This window comes from Pseudomonas sp. PvP009 (assembly GCF_017832995.1).
GTDB lineage: Bacteria > Pseudomonadota > Gammaproteobacteria > Pseudomonadales > Pseudomonadaceae > Aquipseudomonas > Aquipseudomonas syringae.
Map to the genome: position 1 here is coordinate 4,148,701 of NZ_JAFIBG010000001.1, position 20,885 is coordinate 4,169,585.

A 20,885-nucleotide genomic window follows, 5' to 3' on the forward strand; every position below is an offset into this window, starting at 1 on the left:
TATCAGATATCGACATCTGCTTCAGACATATCATCGGCAGCCACTGCTTCACGGGAGCCGACAGCCTTGGTATCGACGCCAGGGGTCAGCAGCTTGTCGCGGATCTGCTTCTCGAGCGCTTTACAGATTTCCGGGTTATCTGCCAGGAACTTGGCCGAGTTGGCCTTACCCTGACCAATCTTGCTGCCCTGGTAGCTGTACCAGGCGCCGGACTTCTCGACAAAACCATGCAGAACAGCCAGATCGACGATTTCACCGTTCAGGTAGATACCCTTACCGTAAAGAATCTGGAACTCGGCCTGACGGAACGGCGGAGCTACCTTGTTCTTCACGACCTTGACGCGGGTTTCGCTGCCGACAACTTCATCGCCTTCCTTGACCGCGCCTGTACGGCGGATGTCCAGACGTACCGAAGCGTAGAATTTCAGCGCGTTACCACCGGTGGTGGTTTCCGGGCTGCCGAACATCACGCCGATCTTCATGCGGATCTGGTTGATGAAGATCACCAGGCAGTTGGCGTTCTTGATGTTGCCGGTGATCTTGCGCAGCGCCTGCGACATCAGACGCGCCTGCAGACCCACGTGCATGTCACCCATTTCGCCTTCGATCTCTGCCTTGGGCACCAGCGCAGCAACGGAGTCGACCACGATCACGTCGATGGCATTGGAGCGCACCAGCATGTCGGTGATTTCCAACGCCTGCTCACCGGTGTCCGGCTGCGAAACCAGCAGGTCGTCGACGTTGACGCCCAGCTTGCCGGCGTATTCCGGATCCAGTGCGTGCTCGGCGTCGACAAAGGCGCAGGTAGCACCCATTTTCTGGGCCTGAGCGATGACCGACAGTGTCAGCGTGGTTTTACCGGAAGACTCAGGACCGTAGATTTCCACGATTCGGCCTTTCGGCAGACCACCAATACCGAGAGCGATATCCAGACCCAGCGAACCGGTGGAGATGGCAGGGATCGCCTGGCGATCATGATCGCCCATGCGCATCACGGCACCTTTACCGAACTGACGCTCGATCTGACCCAAGGCCGCAGCCAAGGCTTTCTTCTTGTTGTCGTCCATTGAAGTCCTCACGTAATCAAATTCAATTAGGGCCTTGATGGCCACAACACCTGTATAAGTAGACAGTATTATTCCACAGCAGTGAGCGCGCGCCTACCCCTGTTTTGGCATTTCTCCGCGTGCAAGCTGTATCAGCCCGTGCAGCGCGGCTTCAACCGTCTGTCGACGGACCTGATCACGGTCGCCATCGAAGTGGCAACGCCGGGCGATCAGCGCATCATCCTTGCCCCAGCACAGCCACACGGTACCGACCGGTTTGTCCGGCGAACCGCCGCCGGGCCCTGCGACACCGCTGACCGCAACGGCGAATCGTGCACCACTTTCACGCTGTGCGCCTCGCACCATAGCTTCGACAACCGCCTGGCTGACCGCCCCGACCTGTTCGAACAACATCTCGGGCACTCCCAGCTGGCGGGTCTTCTGGGCATTCGAATAGGTCACGTAGCCCGCTTCGAACCACGCCGAGCTTCCGGCAATGCGCGTGATCGCTTCAGCGATTCCGCCCCCCGTACAGGATTCGGCAGTAGTCACCTGCGCGTTCATTGCACCCAGAAGCCTGCCAAGCGTATCGGCAAGCCCGGTTATCTCATTCACGGTGTAATCATTCATGCTGGAAAGCCTGTAAAGGTGAATCTTGAGGCGGCGCACCTGCCGCGCAACAGGGCTGAGCATGCTGCTTTACTTGTCATTTTTCCTGCGCCCGGGCTTTTTGACCGTTTCCACCGTGGTTTCTCTCGGCCTTTTTCTGGCTTCTTCCAAAGGGATGAAGCGCCCGCTGACAGAATCCCTTGCTCGTTTGTTCTTCATATAAAAGTCCTTTTTTATAAGTTACCGCCCGGTGATCGAGTGGCAGCGATGAAAGTCTATACGGCAAATCGGGATGCATGGCTGTCTGGAAACGCCCGGTCACCAATACGCGGGAAGCCACGCTGTCACTGCACCACCCGGTCTAGCGTGATAACCTTGCCGCCATCGCACATACCCGGCAGACGCCCCTTGCTTCAGACAAGGGCCACCCGTCGCGTCTCAAGGTTGCCTCACTCCTCTCAAGAACTTGCCTAAGCCACTGATGAATAAAGCAATTTCCGACCTCTCCGCACACACTCCGATGATGCAGCAGTACTGGAAACTCAAAAACCAGCACCTGGATCAACTGATGTTTTATCGCATGGGCGATTTCTACGAGATCTTCTACGAAGACGCGAAGAAAGCCGCCAAGCTGCTGGATATAACCCTGACCGCACGCGGCCAGTCGGCAGGTCAGAGCATTCCCATGTGCGGGATTCCCTACCACGCAGCCGAGGGTTATCTGGCCAAGCTGGTGAAACTGGGCGAATCGGTGGTGATCTGCGAGCAGATCGGCGACCCCGCCACCAGCAAGGGGCCGGTGGATCGTCAGGTGGTACGGATCATCACGCCAGGGACCATCAGCGATGAGGCCCTGCTCGACGAGCGCCGCGATAACCTGATCGCCGCCGTGCTGGGTGACGAACGCCTGTTCGGCCTGGCGGTACTGGATATCACCAGTGGCAACTTCAGTGTGCTGGAGATCAAGGGCTGGGAGAACCTGCTGGCCGAGCTCGAGCGCATCAACCCGGTCGAGTTGCTGATTCCGGATGACTGGCCACAAGGTCTGCCTGCCGAGAAGCGCCGCGGTTCTCGACGTCGCGCGCCCTGGGATTTCGAGCGCGACTCAGCCCATAAAAGTCTGTGTCAGCAGTTTGCAACCCAGGACCTCAAGGGTTTCGGTTGCGAAAACCTGACGCTGGCCATCGGCGCTGCCGGCTGCCTGCTCAGCTATGCCAAGGAAACCCAGCGCACCGCCCTGCCCCATTTACGCAGCCTGCGTCACGAACGTCTCGACGATACCGTGATCCTCGATGCAGCCAGTCGCCGTAACCTGGAACTGGACACCAACCTGTCCGGGGGCCGTGACAACACCCTGCAATCGGTGATGGACCGCTGCCAGACCGCAATGGGGACACGGTTGCTAACCCGCTGGCTGAACCGGCCATTGCGCGACCTGACCATCCTTCAGGCACGCCAGACGTCAATCACCTGCTTTCTGGAACGCTATCGCTTCGAAAACCTGCAACCACAGCTCAAGGAAATCGGCGACATCGAGCGGATTCTGGCGCGTATCGGCCTGCGTAATGCGCGGCCACGTGACCTCGCCCGCCTGCGCGACGCCCTGAGCGCCCTGCCCGAACTGCAACAGGCGATGACCGATCTGGACGCGCCGCACCTGCAGCAACTTGCGCAGACTGCCAGCACCTATCCCGAGCTGGCCGACCTGCTGCAGCGCGCGATCATCGACAATCCGCCTGCGGTCATCCGTGACGGCGGTGTCTTGAAGACCGGCTACGACGCTGAACTGGATGATCTGCAGTCGCTGAGTGAAAACGCCGGTCAGTTCCTGATCGACCTGGAAGCCCGCGAAAAAGCCCGCACCGGCCTCGGCAACCTGAAAGTTGGCTACAACCGCGTGCATGGCTATTTTATCGAGCTGCCAAGCAAGCAGGCCGAGCAGGCGCCGGCTGATTACATACGCCGCCAGACCCTGAAGGGTGCCGAACGCTTTATCACACCCGAGCTCAAAGAGTTCGAAGACAAGGCGTTGTCGGCCAAGAGCCGCGCGCTGGGTCGGGAAAAGATGCTCTACGAAACACTGCTCGAAGACCTGATCGGTCATCTTGCGCCGCTTCAGGACACAGCGGCGGCGCTGGCCGAACTGGACGTGCTGAGCAACCTTGCGGAGCGCGCACTGAACCTGGACCTCAATTGCCCACGCTTTGTCGCCGAACCTTGCATGCGCATCGAGCAGGGCCGCCATCCGGTCGTGGAACAGGTGCTGAGTACGCCTTTCGTTGCCAACGACCTGGCGCTGGACGACAGCACGCGCATGCTGGTCATCACCGGCCCGAACATGGGCGGTAAATCGACCTATATGCGTCAGACGGCGCTGATCGTGCTGCTGGCCCATATCGGCAGCTTCGTCCCTGCTGCCAGCTGCGAACTGTCGCTGGTCGACCGGATCTTCACCCGCATCGGCTCCAGCGACGACCTGGCGGGCGGACGCTCGACGTTCATGGTGGAAATGAGCGAAACGGCAAACATTCTGCACAACGCGACCGATAAAAGTCTGGTGCTGATGGACGAAGTCGGGCGCGGCACCAGTACTTTCGACGGCCTTTCGCTGGCCTGGGCGGCGGCTGAGTGCCTCGCACAACTGCGCGCCTACACACTGTTCGCCACGCACTATTTCGAACTGACGGTGTTGCCGGAAAGCGAGCCGCTGGTGACCAATGTGCACCTCAACGCCACCGAGCATAATGAGCGCATCGTGTTCCTGCACCGCGTCCTGCCAGGGCCTGCGAGCCAGAGCTACGGTCTGGCCGTGGCGCAACTGGCCGGCGTGCCGGGCAAGGTCATCAGCCGCGCCAAGGAGCATTTGCAGCGTCTGGAAACCACCAGCCTGCCGCACGAGCAGCCGCGCGCCAAACCCGGCAAGCCCGCAGTCCCGCAACAGAGCGATATGTTCGCAAGTCTGCCGCACCCGGTGCTCGACGAGCTGTCGAAGGTCAAGGTCGACGATATGACCCCGCGGCAGGCGCTGGATTTGCTATACACATTGCAAACTCGCCTGTGACGCGAAGCGTTACATACTGTTAGAATCCCGCGCGGTTTGGGACGCTCTCGGCTTTTAGCCTGGTCGAGACGTTTTTCGAGCCGCGTGAAAATGCAGCGAACCGCCGGTAGGTAGCAGGACAGGTAGTAGACGACGCGGTCTTACTGCCTCAAGGCCACCCACCAAAAGCACGTGTTTTCATAGGGCCGGGAAACCTCCCGAACCTGGCACCCCTGTCTGGAAGGGCTCTGCCGCAGCCGCCTGAGGAGAAAATTAGAAATGACCTTCGTCGTCACCGACAACTGCATCAAGTGCAAGTACACCGACTGCGTAGAAGTCTGTCCGGTGGACTGCTTTTACGAAGGCCCGAATTTCCTGGTGATCCACCCGGACGAGTGCATCGACTGCGCGCTCTGCGAGCCAGAGTGCCCTGCCGTAGCCATTTACTCGGAAGATGAGATCCCTGCCGGCATGGAAAACTTCATCGAGCTGAATGCCGAGCTTGCCGAAGTCTGGCCCAACATCACCGAAAAGAAAGACGCTATGCCGGATGCGGCAGAGTGGGATGGCAAAACCGGCAAGATCGCTGAACTGGAACGCTAGATTCCACGCAGACAAAAGGCCCCCAAGAGGGCCTTTTTTGTTGGATACGCTTTTCTGCAGACAAAAAAAGGGGCGGTATGAACCGCCCACATTTTTCCTTGATCCCTGTATTCCCTTGTCATCATCCTGATGAATCGCATCCCGCGATGTCCTTGGCCGTCATCCTTGATAGCCTGTGCCGGTCCGTTGGCACAGCTCCGATATTAGAGATATCACGCTGGAGAGCAACACCCGAAACGCTCCAGAATATTTCCTGGACAATTGCCTTTCAGAATTAAAATCCATTCTAAAACAATATCTTGCGATAAAAAAACCGATGAATTGGCGACAAGCCTCACTCCGGTTACCTGAATGACTTACAGCAAGCGTGCGCAATGACTTACAGGCTTTGAGCTCTCTGAGTACAAGCATGCCGCTGCCGTCCAAGCAGAACTGCGTTGGCTGGCAGGGTGCTCAGTAACGTTGAGATGACGAAAGACATATAAAAAGGCCGATATACACGCACTGTGTTATATCGGCCCTGGATGGATGCTGAGGAAGGGGACTACTGGAAGAGAGACTCGCTGGACAGACCGTTTTTCTCGAGGATCTCGCGCAGGCGCTTGAGTCCTTCGACCTGAATCTGCCTTACACGCTCACGCGTCAGACCGATTTCAAGCCCTACATCTTCAAGAGTGCTGCTTTCATGTCCGCGCAAGCCAAAGCGGCGAATCACTACCTCGCGCTGCTTCTCGGTCAGTTCAGACAACCATTGATCGATGCTCTGTGAGAGATCGTCGTCCTGCAGCAGCTCACAGGGGTCTGTCGGACGGTCGTCGGTCAACGTATCAAGCAGCGTCTTGTCCGAATCCGGTCCTAGCGAAACGTCCACTGACGAGACACGCTCGTTGAGGCCCAGCATGCGCTTGACCTCGCCTACCGGTTTTTCCAGCAGGTTGGCGATCTCTTCAGGAGAAGGTTCGTGATCCAGCTTCTGGGTCAGCTCTCTGGCCGCACGCAGATAAACGTTCAGCTCCTTGACCACATGAATCGGCAGTCGGATGGTCCGTGTCTGATTCATGATCGCGCGTTCGATGGTCTGACGAATCCACCAGGTGGCGTAGGTAGAGAAACGAAAGCCGCGCTCCGGGTCGAACTTCTCGACCGCCCTTATCAACCCCAGGTTGCCCTCCTCGATCAGATCAAGCAATGACAGCCCACGATTGACATAGCGTCTGGCAATTTTCACTACCAGCCGCAGATTGCTTTCAATCATGCGTTTGCGCCCGGCCGGGTCTCCACTTTGCGACAGGCGCGCAAAATGAACTTCTTCTTCCGGGGACAATAGAGGAGAAAAACCGATTTCATTGAGGTACAGCTGGGTAGCATCGAGCGCCCGCGTGTAGTCAATGTACTTGTGTTGTTTGAGCGATGTTGAATGCTTGACCTTGGTACGTCCCGAGACAGCGGCTGGCTGCTTCTCGTTTGACGCTTCCTTCAGGACAATGCCGGCTTCCATAAGGAGCACTTCATCATCGATGTCAAACTCCGGCGCTTCGTTGCCAAGAGCCATTGTTTTAGTCCTTTGGTGAGTTCGACCTCAAGCTCCAGCATCGCCTGATTCCATGGCAACGCTTGAGCCTGTTCCTACTACGCCAGGAACAGGCTGACAACTATCAACGACGTGGCAAGAATCCTAACGGATCTACAGGTTTCCCTTGGCGGCGAATCTCAAAATGCAGTTTCACCCGGTCAGTTCCTGTTGACCCCATTTCGGCAATCGTCTGCCCTGCCTTGACCTGTTGTCCTTCCCGTACCAAAAGCCTGCGGTTATGACCGTAGGCACTGACGTAGGTATCGCTGTGTTTGATGATGATCAATTCGCCGTAGCCCCGTAATCCACTTCCGGCGTAAACAACTGAACCATCAGACGCTGCCAAAACAGGCTGTCCCAAATCACCAGCGATATCAATTCCTTTATTCAAACTGCCGTTTGAGGAAAATTTTCCTATCAAAATGCCACTCGAAGGCCAGGTCCAACCCGTCGGAGACTTGCCGGCCGGGCCTGTCCCGGTGGTCGCCGACGGCGGTATAACCACAGGTACAACCGCAACAGGTTTGGACATGACCGTGGTTTTGACGGATCCGGAGCTGCTGGTGGTGGTCGATGTGGACGTCACTGGACGCCCGGCGCCCGACGTTGAAGCGACGCTCGGCGTTGACGAGGAGCGCCCGTCAAAGCGAATTGTCTGACCTGGCTTGATGGTAAACGGCTCGGGGATCTGGTTGCGGGCAGCCAGCGCCTTCCAGTCCCAGCCGTAACGAAATGCAATGGAAAAAAGCGTATCGCCGCGCCTGACCACATATTGGCCAGTGGTCACTGTCGGGCGCTGGGCCACGGCGTTGCCGTTGCGATCAACGACGCGAACGCCGCCTGAAGGCGAGCTGGAGCAGCCGACCAAAAGGACACTGAGAGCAATGCCAATCACCAGACGCTGATAACTTCTTGAAGACCTGAGCTGCTGAATGACTGTGAGACTCACCCGCCACTCCCTTTACTGGTGACTGAATTCAAAAAAGATGCCTATTGTGCCGTAATAGCGACGGGCAGCCAGTGATATCCGCTGAAAAACGCTGTTAAGTATCAATCAGCTGCATGGAAATGATGCCATCAGGCCATTTAACATTTGTGGCCGCGCGCTGTAGACCGATGACTGACGCCAGAATTCATTGTTTACCGCAGACAATCTTCAAGCGATGGGTCCATTGAGCAGTGGCACGAAGCGCACAGCCCCCAGCACATGTCGGGAAAAACCGTTTTCTTCACGAATGATCAGCATCAACTGCTGAACCTCTCCCGAGCCCACGGGGATGACCAATCGGCCTCCCGGTGCCAGTTGATCGAGCAATGCCTGCGGCACATCGGTGGCCACCGCCGTAACGATGATGCCGTTATACGGCGCCAGCGCTGGCCAGCCTTCCCAACCGTCACCCCAACGGAACACCACGTTGCGCAGATTGAGCTCGACCAGACGCTCCTTGGCGCGATCCTGAAGCACCTTGATGCGTTCTACCGAAAACACTCGTTCTACCAGCTGCGCCAGCACAGCAGTCTGATAGCCGGACCCTGTACCGATCTCCATGACCTTGTCCAGCGGCCCGGCTGCCAACAGCAACTCGCTCATCCGCGCGACCATGTAAGGCTGGGAAATAGTCTGGTTGTGGCCGATGGGCAATGCGGTGTCTTCGTAGGCGCGATGCGCCAGCGCTTCATCGACAAACAGATGCCGGGGCGTCTTGCGAATGACGTCCAGTACCCGCTGGTTGGAAATGCCCTCTTCGCAGAGGCGTTGAATCAGACGCTCGCGGGTACGCTGCGACGTCATTCCGATCCCTCGACGCAATAGATCATCCTGCTCGCGTGACATCAACGAAGTCCCTCCAGCCAGGTGTTCAGGCTGCTGAATCCGTCCTGATAGGTTCTATCCAGCTGCAACGGCGTGATCGATACGTAGCCTTGTACGACCGCATGAAAGTCGGTCCCGGCACCGCCGTCCTCGACGTCGCCTGCAGCAGCGATCCAGTAGCCGGCGCGGCCACGCGGATCGACGACTCTGATCGGTGCCGCAGCGCGGGCACGATGCCCCAATCGGGTCAATTGAATGCCGCGGATATGCTCGAGCGGCAGGTTGGGAATATTCACGTTCAATACCGTGCGGGGTGGCAGGTCGAGTTGCTCATGGGCCTCGACCAGCAAGCGCGCGTAATGCGCCGCCGTCGCCAGATTATCCGGCTGACGTGACAGAAACGAAAAGGCAAACGACGGGCGCTGCAGAAAACGCCCTTCAAGGGCTGCAGCGACCGTTCCGGAATACAGTACATCGTCGCCCAGATTGGCCCCCAGATTGATGCCTGAAACCACCATGTCCGGTTGACGTTCCAGTAGCCCGTGAATGCCCAGATGCACGCAGTCGGTGGGCGTACCGTTGACACTGATGAAGCCATTTTCCAGGGTGTGCGGATGCAAGGGCCGGTCGAGTGTCAGAGAACTGCTGGCACCACTTTTGTCCTGATCAGGCGCAATCACCACGCAGTCGGCGTAGTTCGCCAACGCCGCATGGAGCGCGACAAGACCGGGCGCATTCACCCCGTCATCATTTGATATCAGAATACGCATGAGCTGTCCGTCTGCCCAACCGGCACCAGATCGATGAGTTCGCGGACCAAAACGGTCGCGAAACATCCGGGCGGAAGGACGAATTCCAGTTGCAGAATGTCAGACTCGGGATAATGCCACGTCAGCCGCCCAATGGGCAGTCGCAGGATGCGACGTTCGTGCTCCATGCCCGCTCTGACCAGCCAGTCACGCAATACAGATTCGTCGTCGGCAACGGTATTTTCCAGCGCTGCCGTCGCACCGCCAGCTGGCGAAGGGCCTTCACCCCATTGAGGTCCGGTGGGGTGCAGATCGAGGATCGCCAGACGAGGATCGCTGCATTCATCCACCCCGGCCGGGAAAAAGCTGCGGCTGTCGGTGAACGCGAGCAAATCACCGACCTGAGCCTTCTGCCAGCTGCCATCGACAACCCGAGCGGCCAGCACCCGATTGAACAGGTAACTGCGCGCCGTGGACAAGAGTCGCGAACGCACCGCGCGTTGCTCAGGCAGCGCCTTGCGGGCGGCGTAATCGCGTGCCTCGCCAAGATTTCCACCCTGATAGCCGAAACGCTGCGTGCCGAAATAATTAGGGATGCCCTGCAGGGCAATGGTTTCAAGACGCTGATTCAAGGCGCCCTTGTCTGCATCCAGCTGGGTCAGACGCAGCGTGAAGCCATTGGCCGCATGGGCGCCGCGTTGCAGTTTGCGTTTGTGGCGGCCGCTCTTGAGAATCTGCAGCGTGTCGTCCTGCGCAGCGGACAGGTCAGGATCGGCCTTGCCAGGCAATTGAATGCTGAACCACTGGCGGGTCAGTGCCTGACGATCCTTGAGCCCGGCATAGCTGACTGTGCGCAGCTGGACGCCCGCAGCCCTGGCCAGTCGGCGGGCCGCCTCTTCCGTGTTCAGACCGCGTTTCTCGACCCATAGCCACAAGTGCTCGCCATCCCCGGAAAGCGGAATGTCCAGCACTTCGTCGACCTGAAAGTCTTCGGCAGTCGCTTTGAGGACTGCACGCCCCAATGCCTCGCCGTAAGCTCGCGGGCCCAGCAGTTCACGCTCATTCATGCGCGTAGCAACAACGCAACGGCATGCACCGCGATGCCTTCTTCACGCCCGGTAAAGCCAAGCTTTTCAGTCGTCGTGGCCTTGACGTTGACCTGATCCAGCTCAACCTGAAGGTCTGCAGCGATCAATGCACGCATGGCATCAATGTGCGGCGCCATTTTCGGTGCCTGAGCGACGATGGTGGCGTCGACATTACCGACCTTCCAGCCTTTGCCATGGATCAGCGTGAGGACATGACGCAGCAGCAAGCGACTGTCGGCGCCCTTGAACTGCGGATCCGTGTCGGGAAAGTGCTTGCCGATATCACCCAGCGCTGCGGCACCCAGAAGCGCGTCGCTCAAGGCATGCAGCAGGACATCGCCATCGGAATGGGCCAGCAGACCGAACCCGTGTGCAATCCGCACGCCGCCCAAGGTAATGAAGTCGCCTTCAGCGAAACGGTGCACATCAAAGCCATGGCCAATACGCATAAAAAAACGCCCTGAAAAAAGTCAGGGCGTGATTCTACCTGCTTTGGCGCGCGTTAGCTGTTCAAGGCTGCTGCGTGATGCCTGAGATGGTCTTCGATGAAGCTGGCGATGAAGAAATAGCTGTGGTCGTAACCTGGCTGCATGCGCAGGGTCAGCGGATAGTCCGCAGTCTTGGCCGCCTGAACCAGCACCTCGGGTTTGAGCTGGTTGACCAGAAAATCATCACGATCGCCCTGATCGACCAGGGTCGGCAGCTTTTCGGACGCCTGCGCAATCAGCACGCTGGCATCCCACTCGCGCCAGCGAGAACGGTCTTCGCCCAGATAACGGGAGAATGCCTTTTGCCCCCACGGGCAATCGATCGGATTACTGATCGGCGAGAACGCTGATACTGACCGATAGCGACCTGGATTGCGCAATGCGCAGACCAGCGCGCCGTGACCGCCCATCGAGTGCCCGCTGATGCTGCGCACCTGTGACGCCGGGAAATGCCCCTCGATCAGCGCCGGCAGCTCCTTGACCACGTAATCATGCATTTGGTAATGCCGCGCGTAAGGCTGCTCGGTGGCGTTGAGGTAGAAGCCCGCGCCTTGACCGAAGTCCCAGGCGCCGTCAGGGTCATCTGCCACGTCAGCACCGCGTGGACTGGTATCAGGCGCCACGATGATGATGCCCAGCTCGGCCGCCAGTCGATGGGCGGCGGCTTTCTGCATGAAGTTTTCATCCGTGCAGGTCAGGCCGGACAGCCAGTACAACACCGGCAGCTTGCCGCCCTGCTCCGCCTGTGGCGGCAGATAGACGGCAAACACCATGTCACAACCGAGCACCTGAGAATGGTGCTTGTAGCGCTTGTGCCAGCCGCCGAAGCTCTTTTGGCAGGAAATATTTTCCAAAGGCATGTGATGTCCTCCAGCTGCAAGCTATAAGCCGCAAGCTACAAGCAGGTAAGAGACCTTCGTGCTTGCCGCTTGGAGCTGACAGCTTGCCGCTGCTCCTTAAAAATGAATGACCGTGCGGATGCTTTTGCCTTCATGCATCAGGTCGAACGCCTTGTTGATGTCTTCCAGGCCCATGGTGTGGGTGATGAACGTATCCAGCGGGATTTCACCGGTCTGCGCCATGTCCACATAGCTCGGCAATTCGGTACGGCCACGCACGCCACCAAACGCAGAACCGCGCCAGACGCGCCCGGTCACCAGCTGGAACGGACGGGTAGCGATTTCCTGACCGGCACCGGCCACGCCGATGATGACCGACTCGCCCCAGCCCTTGTGGCAGGATTCCAGCGCTGCACGCATCAGTTGCACATTACCGATGCACTCAAACGAGAAGTCGACGCCGCCATCGGTCATGTCGACGATGACTTCCTGGATCGGACGGTCGAAATCCTTCGGATTGACGCAATCAGTCGCGCCCAGCTGTTTGGCGATCTCGAACTTGGCAGGGTTGATGTCGATGGCGATGATGCGAGCCGCCTTGGCTTTGACCGCACCGATCAATGCCGAGAGGCCAATACCGCCCAGACCGAAGATGGCTACGGTATCGCCAGGCTTGACCTTGGCGGTGTTGAGCACCGCACCGATACCGGTGGTGACACCGCAACCCAGCAGGCAGACTTTTTCCAGCGGTGCCTGCTTGTCGATTTTGGCCACCGAGATTTCCGGCAGTACGGTGTATTCGGAGAAGGTCGAGGTGCCCATGTAGTGGAAAATTGGCTCGCCCTTGTAGGAAAAACGCGTAGTGCCATCCGGCATCAGGCCTTTACCCTGAGTGGTACGAATCGCCTGGCACAGGTTGGTCTTGCCCGAGCGGCAGAACTTGCACTGACGGCATTCCGGGGTGTACAGCGGAATCACGTGGTCACCGACCACTACCGAGGTCACGCCCTCACCCACCGCCTCTACAATCGCACCACCTTCGTGGCCGAGGATCGATGGAAAAATCCCTTCAGGGTCAGCCCCGGACAGTGTGTAGGCATCGGTGTGGCAGACGCCGGAGGCCACTACTCTGAGCAGCACTTCTCCCGCCTTGGGCATGGCCACATCGACTTCAACGATCTCCAATGGCTTTTTGGCTTCAAAAGCGACAGCAGCGCGCGACTTGATCATCAATCTTCTCCGACGGGTAAAAACAAGGATTGCAGTGTAGTACAGTGCCAATTGACGAGTAATACGGCTAAAAGCAAAACATTAATGCTGTACAGGGATAATTGATGTACACAAATCGCTGGGAAGGTCTGGATGAGTTCGTTGCCGTCGCGGAATGCGGGCAGTTCACCGCCGCGGCTCTGCGGCTCGGGGTCTCCTCGTCGCATGTCAGCCGTCAGATCGTGCGCCTTGAAGAACGCCTGCAGACTCGACTGCTCTACCGCAGTACCCGCAAGGTCGCGCTCACCGAAGCCGGTCAGACCTTTCTGCATCACTGCCAGCGCCTGCAGGACGGCCGCGAAGAAGCACTGCGCGCGGTGGGCGATCTGGCCAGCGAACCGAAGGGGTTGTTGCGCATGACCTGCGCCGTGGCCTATGGCGAGCGCTTCATCACGCCGCTGGTCACACGCTTCATGGACCTGTACCCGCACCTGCGGGTCGATATTGAGCTGAGCAATGAAACGCTGGACCTGGTTCATGAAGGCATGGACCTGGCGATTCGTCTTGGCCGGTTACAGGATTCGCGCCTGGTCGCAACCCGCCTCGCGCCACGGCAGATGTACCTGTGCGCCTCGCCGTCCTACATCGAGCGTTACGGCAGGCCGCACAGCCTTTCGGAACTCAATCGCCATAATTGCCTGATCGGAGGCAGCGATACCTGGCAGCTCCAGCAGAACGGGCGTGAATTTTCCCAGCGCGTGCAAGGCAACTGGCGCTGTAACAGCGGCCAGGCCGTGCTGGATGCCGCGTTGCATGGCGTCGGTTTGTGTCAGTTGCCCGATTACTACGTGCAGAAACATCTCAACGACGGCACGCTGGTCTCATTGCTGGAGGCGCATCAACCGCCCAACACCGCCGTGTGGGGGCTCTATCCGCAGCAAAGGCACCTGTCACCCAAGGTGCGCAAGCTGGTGGATTATCTTAAGGCAGGGTTGGCGATGCGCGATGAGTATCGCCAGTAGCAGACGTGTTCAGCGGCCGAATTCGCTGCGGCGTTGACGTAGCCATTCCAGGTCCTCGGGGCGAGTGACCTTGATGTTATCGGAGCGCCCCTCGATCAGGCGTGGCGATTGACCCGCCCACTCGATGGCCGATGCCTCATCGGTGATGCTGACGTTAGAGACCAGGCTGTCCGCCAGGGCGCGATGCAGGGCCCCAAGACGAAACATCTGCGGCGTGAAGGCTTGCCAGATGAGGCTGCGATCCACTGTTTCCAACACGCGACCGCTGCTGTCGGCACGCTTGAGCGTGTCGCGGGCCGGCACGGCCAGCAGGCCGCCAACAGGATCATCGGCCAGTTCGCCGAGCAGATTATCCAGATCACTGCGCGCCAGGTTCGGACGCGCAGCGTCATGAACCAGCACCCAGTCATTGTCACTGGCGCCCTGCGCATGCAGGTGCAGCAGCGCATTGAGCACCGAGCCTGAGCGCTCGCTGCCGCCGTCCACGCGCTGAATGCGGGTGTCATGCGCGCAGGGCAATGCAGCCCAGTAAGGGTCGTCCACAGCCAGACTGATCACCAGCCCCTTGAGCCGGGGGTGATCGAGAAAGCAAAGCAGGCTGTGTTCCAGAATTGTCAGGCCGCCCAGTGGCAGGTACTGCTTGGGACGGTCGGCTGCCATGCGAGCACCAATGCCCGCTGCAGGTATCACTGCCCAGAAGGCAGGAAGAAAGTCTTTCATCGCACCAACTTGATTATTGCGCGAGCTGGTAAAGGGTTTCGCCGTCCTTGACCATGCCCAATTCATGTCGGGCACGCTCTTCGACGGTTTCCAGACCTTTTTTCAATTCCATGACCTCGGCATCAAGCACGCGGTTGCGCTCAAGCAGCACCTGATTTTCAGCGTGCTGGTCGGCAATCTGCTGAGTCAGGCTGGCCACTTGCGCGAGGCTTCCGTTACCGACCCAAAGGCGGTACTGCAAGCCAGCCAGCAACAGGAGCAGGACGAGGAACAACCAGTTAGGACTGCGCATTGAAATATCAGGTACCCAGTAAAAAAGACAGCAGAGCCAACGTGAACAACAAACGACTGAGGGCATTGAGCCTGACATAAGCCAGGCTCAATCACTCCAGATTACCGCGGAGCGTCAGCATCGGAGCTGCACAGGCGAGTCAGGGGACTCGAATCCGTGCAGCACTCTGCGTCTTTTTACCATCTATGGCTCAGCCGCGAAACTCGGCACGACCACGATACACAGCCTTGGAGCCCAATTGCTCCTCGATGCGCAGCAATTGGTTGTACTTGGACACGCGATCGGAGCGGCACAGCGAACCGGTTTTGATCTGACCGGCAGAGGTGCCCACAGCGAGGTCGGCAATGGTCGAATCTTCGGTCTCGCCGGAACGGTGAGAGATGATCGCCGTGTAACCGGCAGCCTTGGCCATCTGAATGGCTTCCAGGGTTTCGGTCAGCGTACCGATCTGGTTGAACTTGATCAGGATCGAGTTGGCGATCTTCTTGTCGATGCCTTCCTTGAGGATCTTGGTGTTGGTCACGAACAGGTCGTCACCTACCAGCTGGGTTTTCTCGCCGATCTTGTCGGTGAGGATTTTCCAGCCATCCCAATCGGACTCGTCCAGACCGTCTTCGATGGAAATGATCGGGTGCTTGCGAGTCAGCTCGGCAAGGTATTCGGCGAACTCGGCAGAGCTGTACTCGCCCTCTTCGCTCAGTTTGTACTTGCCGTTCTTGTAGAACTCGCTCGCTGCGCAGTCCAGCGCCAGGGTCACGTCGGTGCCCAGCGTGTAACCCGCATTGGCAACAGCCTCGGCGATAGCGTCGAGCGCTTCCTTGTTGGACGCCAGGTTAGGCGCAAAACCACCTTCGTCGCCTACTGCGGTGTTCAGGCCACGCGCCTTGAGGACCGCCTTGAGGTGATGGAAAATCTCGGTGCCCCAGCGCAGGCCTTCAGCGAAGGACTTGGCGCCGACAGGCTGGATCATGAATTCCTGGATGTCGATGTTGTTATCGGCATGCTCGCCACCGTTGATGATGTTCATCATCGGCACCGGCATGGAGTACACGCCCGGTGTGCCATTGAGGTTGGCGATGTGCGCGTACAGCGGCAGGTCCTGATCCTGTGCCGCCGCCTTGGCAGCTGCCAGGGAGACCGCGAGGATGGCGTTTGCGCCCAGGCTTGCCTTGTTTTCGGTGCCGTCCAGCTCGATCATCGCGTGATCCAGCGCCTTCTGGTCAACCGGGTCCTTGCCCAGAAGCAGGTCACGGATCGGACCATTGATATTGGCAACAGCCTTCAGAACGCCTTTGCCCATGTAACGGCTCTTGTCGCCATCACGCAGCTCCAGCGCTTCGCGCGAGCCGGTTGAAGCGCCAGACGGCGCGCAGGCGCTACCGATGATGCCGTTATCGAGGAGCACATCTGCTTCTACGGTGGGATTGCCACGGGAGTCGAGAACTTCACGACCTTTGATGTCGACGATTTTTGCCATTGTTGTAAACACTCCAAGATTGACGAAAACGACGCAGCTGGGGAAACAATGCTCGCAATCAGACGCAGAAAAAGGCAGGTCTGAATGCGACAACCCCGTCACGAATGACGGGGAACGGCACTTTACCGGAGAACCCTGTTCAAGCGGTCTCTACGATCGGAAAACTCTTTACAAGTTCATCCAGTGACTTGAGTTGCGCCAGGAACGGCTCGAGCTTGTCCAGACGCAAGGCACATGGCCCGTCGCATTTGGCGTTGTCAGGATCCGGATGGGCTTCAAGGAACAGACCGGCCAGATTCTGACTGATACCGGCCTTGGCCAGATCCAGCACCTGGGCGCGACGGCCGCCGGCAGAATCGGAACGACCGCCCGGCATCTGCAGGGCGTGGGTCACGTCGAACAGGATCGGGTACTCGAACTGCTTCATGATGCCGAAGCCGAGCATGTCCACGACCAGATTGTTGTAACCGAAGCTGGAACCCCGCTCACAGAGAATCAACTGATCGTTACCGGCCTCTTCGCACTTGGTCAGGATGTGTTTCATTTCCTGGGGTGCAAGGAACTGGGCTTTCTTGATGTTGATGACTGCGCCGGTTTTCGCCATCGCGACAACCAGATCGGTCTGCCGCGACAGGAAAGCCGGCAGCTGAATGATGTCGCAGACTTCAGCCACCACGGCGGCCTGATGCGGCTCGTGAACATCGGTGATCAGTGGCACGTTGAAGGTGCGCTTGATCTCTTCGAAAATACGCATGCCTTCTTCAAGGCCCGGCCCACGGTAGGAGTTCACCGAAGAGCGGTTGGCCTTGTCGAAGCTGGCCTTGAACACGTAAGGGATACCGAGCTTTTCGGTGACCTTTACGTATTCTTCACAGACCTGCATGGCCATATCCCGGGATTCGAGTACGTTCATGCCGCCGAACAGCACCATTGGCTTGTCGTTGGCGATCTCGATCGAACCTACGCGGATGATTTTCTGAGCCATGTCTGCAGTCCCTGTCAGGAATTTTTCTGATGTTGAGCCAGTGCCGCCTTGACGAAGCCGCTGAACAGCGGATGACCGTCACGGGGCGTGGAGGTGAATTCCGGGTGGAACTGGCAAGCGACGAACCATGGGTGATCCGGTGCTTCGACCACTTCGACCAGCGCGCCGTCGCCGGAGCGGCCGGAAATCTTCAGGCCCGCCTCGATCAGTTGCGGCAACAGGTTGTTGTTCACTTCATAGCGATGACGATGACGTTCGACGATCACGTCCTTGGTGTAGCAGTCGTGGACCAGCGAACCGGCTTCAAGCTGGCACTCTTGCGCGCCCAGACGCATGGTGCCGCCCAGATCGGAGCTTTCGGTACGGGTTTCGACTGCGCCGGTGGCATCTTCCCATTCGGTGATCAGACCCACTACAGCGTGCGCGCTGGTGCGATCGAACTCGGTGGAGTTGGCGTCTTTCCAGCCCAGCACGTTACGCGCGAACTCGATGACCGCGACCTGCATGCCCAGGCAGATGCCCAGGTACGGAACCTTGTTCTCACGGGCGAACTGAACGGCAGTGATCTTGCCTTCGACGCCGCGCAGACCGAAGCCACCCGGAACCAGGATCGCGTCCACGCCTTCCAGCAGGCCGGTGCCCTGGTTTTCAATGTCTTCAGAGTCGATGTAACGCAGGTTGACCTTGGTGCGATTGGTGATACCGGCGTGGCTCATGGCTTCGATCAACGACTTGTAGGCGTCGAGCAGTTCCATGTACTTGCCGACCATCGCGATGGTCACTTCGTGTTCCGGGTTGAGCTTGGCGTCGACGACCTTGTCCCACTCGGACAGGTCGGCACCACCGCATTGCAGGCCGAAGCGCTCGACCACAAAATCGTCCAGGCCTTGCGAATGCAGAATGCCCGGGATCTTGTATATGGTGTCCGCGTCTTCGAGGGCGATGACCGCACGCTCTTCGACGTTGGTGAACTGAGCGATCTTGCGACGCGAGGAAACGTCGATCGGGTGGTCGGAACGGCAGACCAGCACATCAGGCTGCAGGCCGATGGAGCGCAATTCCTTCACCGAATGCTGGGTCGGCTTGGTCTTGGTCTCGCCGGCAGTGGCGATGTACGGCACCAGCGTCAGGTGCATCAGCATCGCGCGGCGTGCGCCGACTTCGAAGCGCAACTGGCGGATGGCTTCAAGGAAGGGTTGCGACTCGATGTCGCCTACCGTACCGCCGATCTCGACCAGCGCCACGTCGGCATCGCCAGCACCCTTGATGATGCGGCGCTTGATTTCATCGGTGATGTGCGGGATGACCTGAATGGTCGCGCCCAGGTAATCACCACGGCGCTCTTTGCGCAGGACGTGCTCGTACACACGGCCGGTGGTGAAGTTGTTGTTCTGGGTCATGGTGGTGCGGATGAACCGCTCATAGTGACCAAGGTCCAGGTCGGTCTCGGCGCCGTCGTGAGTGACGAACACCTCACCGTGCTGGAACGGGCTCATGGTGCCTGGGTCCACGTTGATGTACGGATCCAGTTTGAGCATGGTGACCTTGAGTCCCCGCGCCTCCAGGATGGCCGCCAATGAAGCCGAGGCAATGCCTTTCCCCAATGAAGAAACAACACCGCCCGTGACGAAGATGTAGCGCGTCATGAAAAACCCTAGAAGTCTGCGTTAAAGCGGTCAGAGCCGCCGGGGATAGCGAAGGAAGGCCGAAGCCCCCGATTACCGACAAAATTCACGGTGCACTCCCGAAACTGCTGCGTTGAAACCGACCGGCCGAAGCCCGTGTGGTGTGCGCTACATTTTAAGAATTACCCAGTAAACACTGGTTGGTAACCGGCAACTCATGTCGTTTCAAAAGAGCCGACAGAAGCTGTATCAAGAAGGGAGCGTAGTCTACCTGAAAGGGCCTTTCAGCTCAAACTTTGGTCGCCGGTCGGCGTAACCCAGCGCAAACGCCAGTTTTCATTGGGCGAACCGTCCAGTCCAGGCAGGTTGGCGACGGCCAGCAGCACGTTATCGAGGTACAGCAGCGGCAATCTGCCGCGCAGAAACGCCGGCACTGACTGCTCGTTGAGCAAGCGCTTGAGATCACGGCTGCCACGCCCGTTCAGGCGTAACACTTCACCACCCTGCCGATAGCGGACTTGCAGACACCCCGACGGCGCCTCGCCTTCCAGAACCACGCAGCCATTACCCGGCAAGTCCAGCGGCACACCAGGGTCCGGCCAGTCCATTGCCTGACGACAGAGCGGCTGCCAGTCAGCGGGCACCCACCAGATACAATTCTGCGCCCTGTGCAGCGTTCCATCAGCAAGCCGCCATAACGGACCTGCGTCATGCGCCGCATCGCGCAATGCCTCCCAGCCAGCCCAGTGATCGGTGTCCGGCAGGCGCGTCAGTGGCGCAAGCCAGTGACGCAGTGCATTGCGCTGCCGGGCTGCGGACAATGCGGCAATCGGCCCAAGACTCAACACCGGCAGGCCAACCCAAGTGAACGACGTTGCAGCCTGCGCGTTGGCAATATCCTGCAGCGCGAGCTCGTCGAGCAATTGCTGCGCTTCGCCGAGGTGGCGCGCAGTACGCGCCAGACTGGCCGCTGCCTGCGGCCATCTGGAGGTCAGCAACGGCAATACCTGACTGCGCAAAAAATTGCGCGAGAACTGCTGATCGTCATTGCTGGGATCTTCGATCCAGTTCAGGCCGTGCCGATGCGCGTAGTCTTCCAGCTGCTTTCGCGACACATCCAGTAGCGGCCTCAGCAGATGCCCACACCCCAGCACGCGCTGATCGGGCATGGCAGCCAGACCGCGTACGCCTGCGCCGCGCAGCAGACGGAACAACAGGGTTTCGGCCTGATCATCGCGATGCTGCCCCGTCAGCAGCACCTCGCCCTCAACCAGCCGCTCACTGAAGGCGCTGTAACGCGCCTGCCGGGCAGCCTGCTCGAGACTCGCAGCGGGCTCGACCTGAACGCGAACAGACTCGAATGCCACCCCGAGCGTCTTGCAGACCTGCTGACAATGCTCTGGCCAGCCATCGGCAGCAGTCTGCAGACCGTGGTGCACATGGATGGCGTTGAGCGCAGGCAGGGTTTCGCGCCTGGCGAGTTCAGCCAGAAGATGCAAAAGCACGGTTGAGTCGAGGCCGCCGGAGAAACCGACATGCCAGACAGGCGCATTGCGCCATGGGGCCAGGACTTGAAGAAGCCTGGCAGAAAGATCATGACCGGTGCGTGAGGGAGTGGTCATGAATGTTTTTCACCGGCTTGGCGGGTTCGCACACTAAGTGCTGCAATGCTCAAACCCGCCCTTTCGCGAACAGGTTCGCTCCCAC

20 protein-coding genes are annotated in these 20,885 nt (G+C 58.9%); 3 read left to right on the forward strand and 17 right to left on the reverse strand.

Going from position 1 to position 20,885, the window contains the following annotated elements:
* Positions 1–2 precede the first annotated feature (2 nt).
* The 3 genes from recA to JOE29_RS25605 all read right to left on the reverse strand — a co-directional run bounded on the left by recA (position 3) and on the right by JOE29_RS25605 (position 1,874).
* Positions 3–1,067, reverse strand: a complete 1,065-nt coding sequence (gene recA, locus JOE29_RS17775) for a recombinase RecA (protein ID WP_002554688.1) — start codon at positions 1,065–1,067, stop codon at positions 3–5.
* Positions 1,068–1,160: 93 nt separating this feature from the next.
* A complete protein-coding gene (locus JOE29_RS17780; RefSeq protein WP_024650261.1) occupies positions 1,161–1,661 on the reverse strand; it encodes a nicotinamide-nucleotide amidohydrolase family protein in 501 nt (166 codons plus the stop codon).
* A gap of 84 nt (positions 1,662–1,745) precedes the next feature.
* Positions 1,746–1,874, reverse strand: a complete 129-nt coding sequence (locus JOE29_RS25605; RefSeq protein WP_004406207.1) for a hypothetical protein — start codon at positions 1,872–1,874, stop codon at positions 1,746–1,748.
* 274 nt (positions 1,875–2,148) lie between these two features.
* On the opposite strand from JOE29_RS25605, the gene mutS reads away from it, so the two are divergent.
* Together mutS and fdxA are read left to right on the forward strand one after the other, a co-directional pair.
* Positions 2,149–4,716, forward strand: a complete 2,568-nt coding sequence (mutS, locus tag JOE29_RS17785) for a DNA mismatch repair protein MutS (RefSeq protein WP_210080023.1) — start codon at positions 2,149–2,151, stop codon at positions 4,714–4,716.
* Between the two features lie 258 nt (positions 4,717–4,974).
* Positions 4,975–5,298 carry a ferredoxin FdxA gene (gene fdxA, locus JOE29_RS17790; protein WP_003339547.1) on the forward strand — a complete coding sequence of 108 codons (324 nt, stop codon included), beginning with the start codon at positions 4,975–4,977 and terminating at the stop codon, positions 5,296–5,298.
* A 544-nt stretch (positions 5,299–5,842) separates the two neighbouring features.
* Here fdxA and rpoS read toward each other — a convergent pair.
* The 8 genes from rpoS to JOE29_RS17830 all read right to left on the reverse strand — a co-directional run bounded on the left by rpoS (position 5,843) and on the right by JOE29_RS17830 (position 13,078).
* Complete coding sequence (gene rpoS / locus JOE29_RS17795; RefSeq protein WP_003314325.1) at positions 5,843–6,850, reverse strand: RNA polymerase sigma factor RpoS; 1,008 nt, start codon at positions 6,848–6,850, stop codon at positions 5,843–5,845.
* Positions 6,851–6,953: 103 nt separating this feature from the next.
* Positions 6,954–7,820 carry a peptidoglycan DD-metalloendopeptidase family protein gene (locus JOE29_RS17800; RefSeq protein ID WP_003391034.1) on the reverse strand — a complete coding sequence of 289 codons (867 nt, stop codon included), beginning with the start codon at positions 7,818–7,820 and terminating at the stop codon, positions 6,954–6,956.
* A 207-nt stretch (positions 7,821–8,027) separates the two neighbouring features.
* A complete protein-coding gene (locus JOE29_RS17805; RefSeq protein ID WP_002554702.1) occupies positions 8,028–8,663 on the reverse strand; it encodes a protein-L-isoaspartate(D-aspartate) O-methyltransferase in 636 nt (211 codons plus the stop codon).
* A gap of 41 nt (positions 8,664–8,704) precedes the next feature.
* Positions 8,705–9,454, reverse strand: coding sequence for a 5'/3'-nucleotidase SurE (gene surE / locus JOE29_RS17810; protein ID WP_003314323.1), 750 nt, complete (start codon positions 9,452–9,454; stop codon positions 8,705–8,707).
* Positions 9,442–10,500: a tRNA pseudouridine(13) synthase TruD gene (gene truD, locus JOE29_RS17815; RefSeq protein WP_058443948.1), complete on the reverse strand. Its 1,059-nt coding sequence runs from the start codon at positions 10,498–10,500 to the stop codon at positions 9,442–9,444. Before truD ends, surE begins: the two co-directional genes overlap by 13 nt.
* Positions 10,497–10,970 carry a 2-C-methyl-D-erythritol 2,4-cyclodiphosphate synthase gene (ispF, locus tag JOE29_RS17820; protein WP_044311820.1) on the reverse strand — a complete coding sequence of 158 codons (474 nt, stop codon included), beginning with the start codon at positions 10,968–10,970 and terminating at the stop codon, positions 10,497–10,499. Before ispF ends, truD begins: the two co-directional genes overlap by 4 nt.
* Positions 10,971–11,023: 53 nt before the next feature.
* Positions 11,024–11,869, reverse strand: coding sequence for an S-formylglutathione hydrolase (fghA, locus tag JOE29_RS17825; protein WP_003339558.1), 846 nt, complete (start codon positions 11,867–11,869; stop codon positions 11,024–11,026).
* Between the two features lie 96 nt (positions 11,870–11,965).
* Positions 11,966–13,078 (reverse strand): S-(hydroxymethyl)glutathione dehydrogenase/class III alcohol dehydrogenase, encoded by a 1,113-nt coding sequence (locus JOE29_RS17830; RefSeq protein ID WP_003339560.1) that lies wholly within the window; start codon positions 13,076–13,078, stop codon positions 11,966–11,968.
* A 104-nt stretch (positions 13,079–13,182) separates the two neighbouring features.
* Here JOE29_RS17830 and JOE29_RS17835 point away from each other — a divergent pair, with 104 nt between their 5' ends.
* Complete coding sequence (locus JOE29_RS17835) at positions 13,183–14,079, forward strand: LysR family transcriptional regulator (RefSeq protein WP_210079727.1); 897 nt, start codon at positions 13,183–13,185, stop codon at positions 14,077–14,079.
* A gap of 9 nt (positions 14,080–14,088) precedes the next feature.
* Here JOE29_RS17835 and ispD read toward each other — a convergent pair whose 3' ends face one another.
* From ispD to tilS, 6 genes are all read right to left on the reverse strand, one after another.
* Positions 14,089–14,799: a 2-C-methyl-D-erythritol 4-phosphate cytidylyltransferase gene (gene ispD, locus JOE29_RS17840; protein ID WP_003314316.1), complete on the reverse strand. Its 711-nt coding sequence runs from the start codon at positions 14,797–14,799 to the stop codon at positions 14,089–14,091.
* Positions 14,800–14,812: 13 nt separating this feature from the next.
* Positions 14,813–15,091, reverse strand: a complete 279-nt coding sequence (ftsB, locus tag JOE29_RS17845) for a cell division protein FtsB (RefSeq protein ID WP_003314315.1) — start codon at positions 15,089–15,091, stop codon at positions 14,813–14,815.
* Positions 15,092–15,281: 190 nt separating this feature from the next.
* On the reverse strand, positions 15,282–16,568 hold the full coding sequence (gene eno / locus JOE29_RS17850) for a phosphopyruvate hydratase (protein ID WP_003339565.1): 1,287 nt from the start codon (positions 16,566–16,568) through the stop codon (positions 15,282–15,284).
* A 139-nt stretch (positions 16,569–16,707) separates the two neighbouring features.
* Positions 16,708–17,553, reverse strand: a complete 846-nt coding sequence (gene kdsA / locus JOE29_RS17855; RefSeq protein WP_003314314.1) for a 3-deoxy-8-phosphooctulonate synthase — start codon at positions 17,551–17,553, stop codon at positions 16,708–16,710.
* Between the two features lie 14 nt (positions 17,554–17,567).
* Complete coding sequence (locus JOE29_RS17860) at positions 17,568–19,199, reverse strand: CTP synthase (RefSeq protein ID WP_003364819.1); 1,632 nt, start codon at positions 19,197–19,199, stop codon at positions 17,568–17,570.
* A 263-nt stretch (positions 19,200–19,462) separates the two neighbouring features.
* Positions 19,463–20,800, reverse strand: coding sequence for a tRNA lysidine(34) synthetase TilS (gene tilS, locus JOE29_RS17865; RefSeq protein ID WP_210079728.1), 1,338 nt, complete (start codon positions 20,798–20,800; stop codon positions 19,463–19,465).
* Between the last annotated feature and the right edge of the window lie 85 nt (positions 20,801–20,885).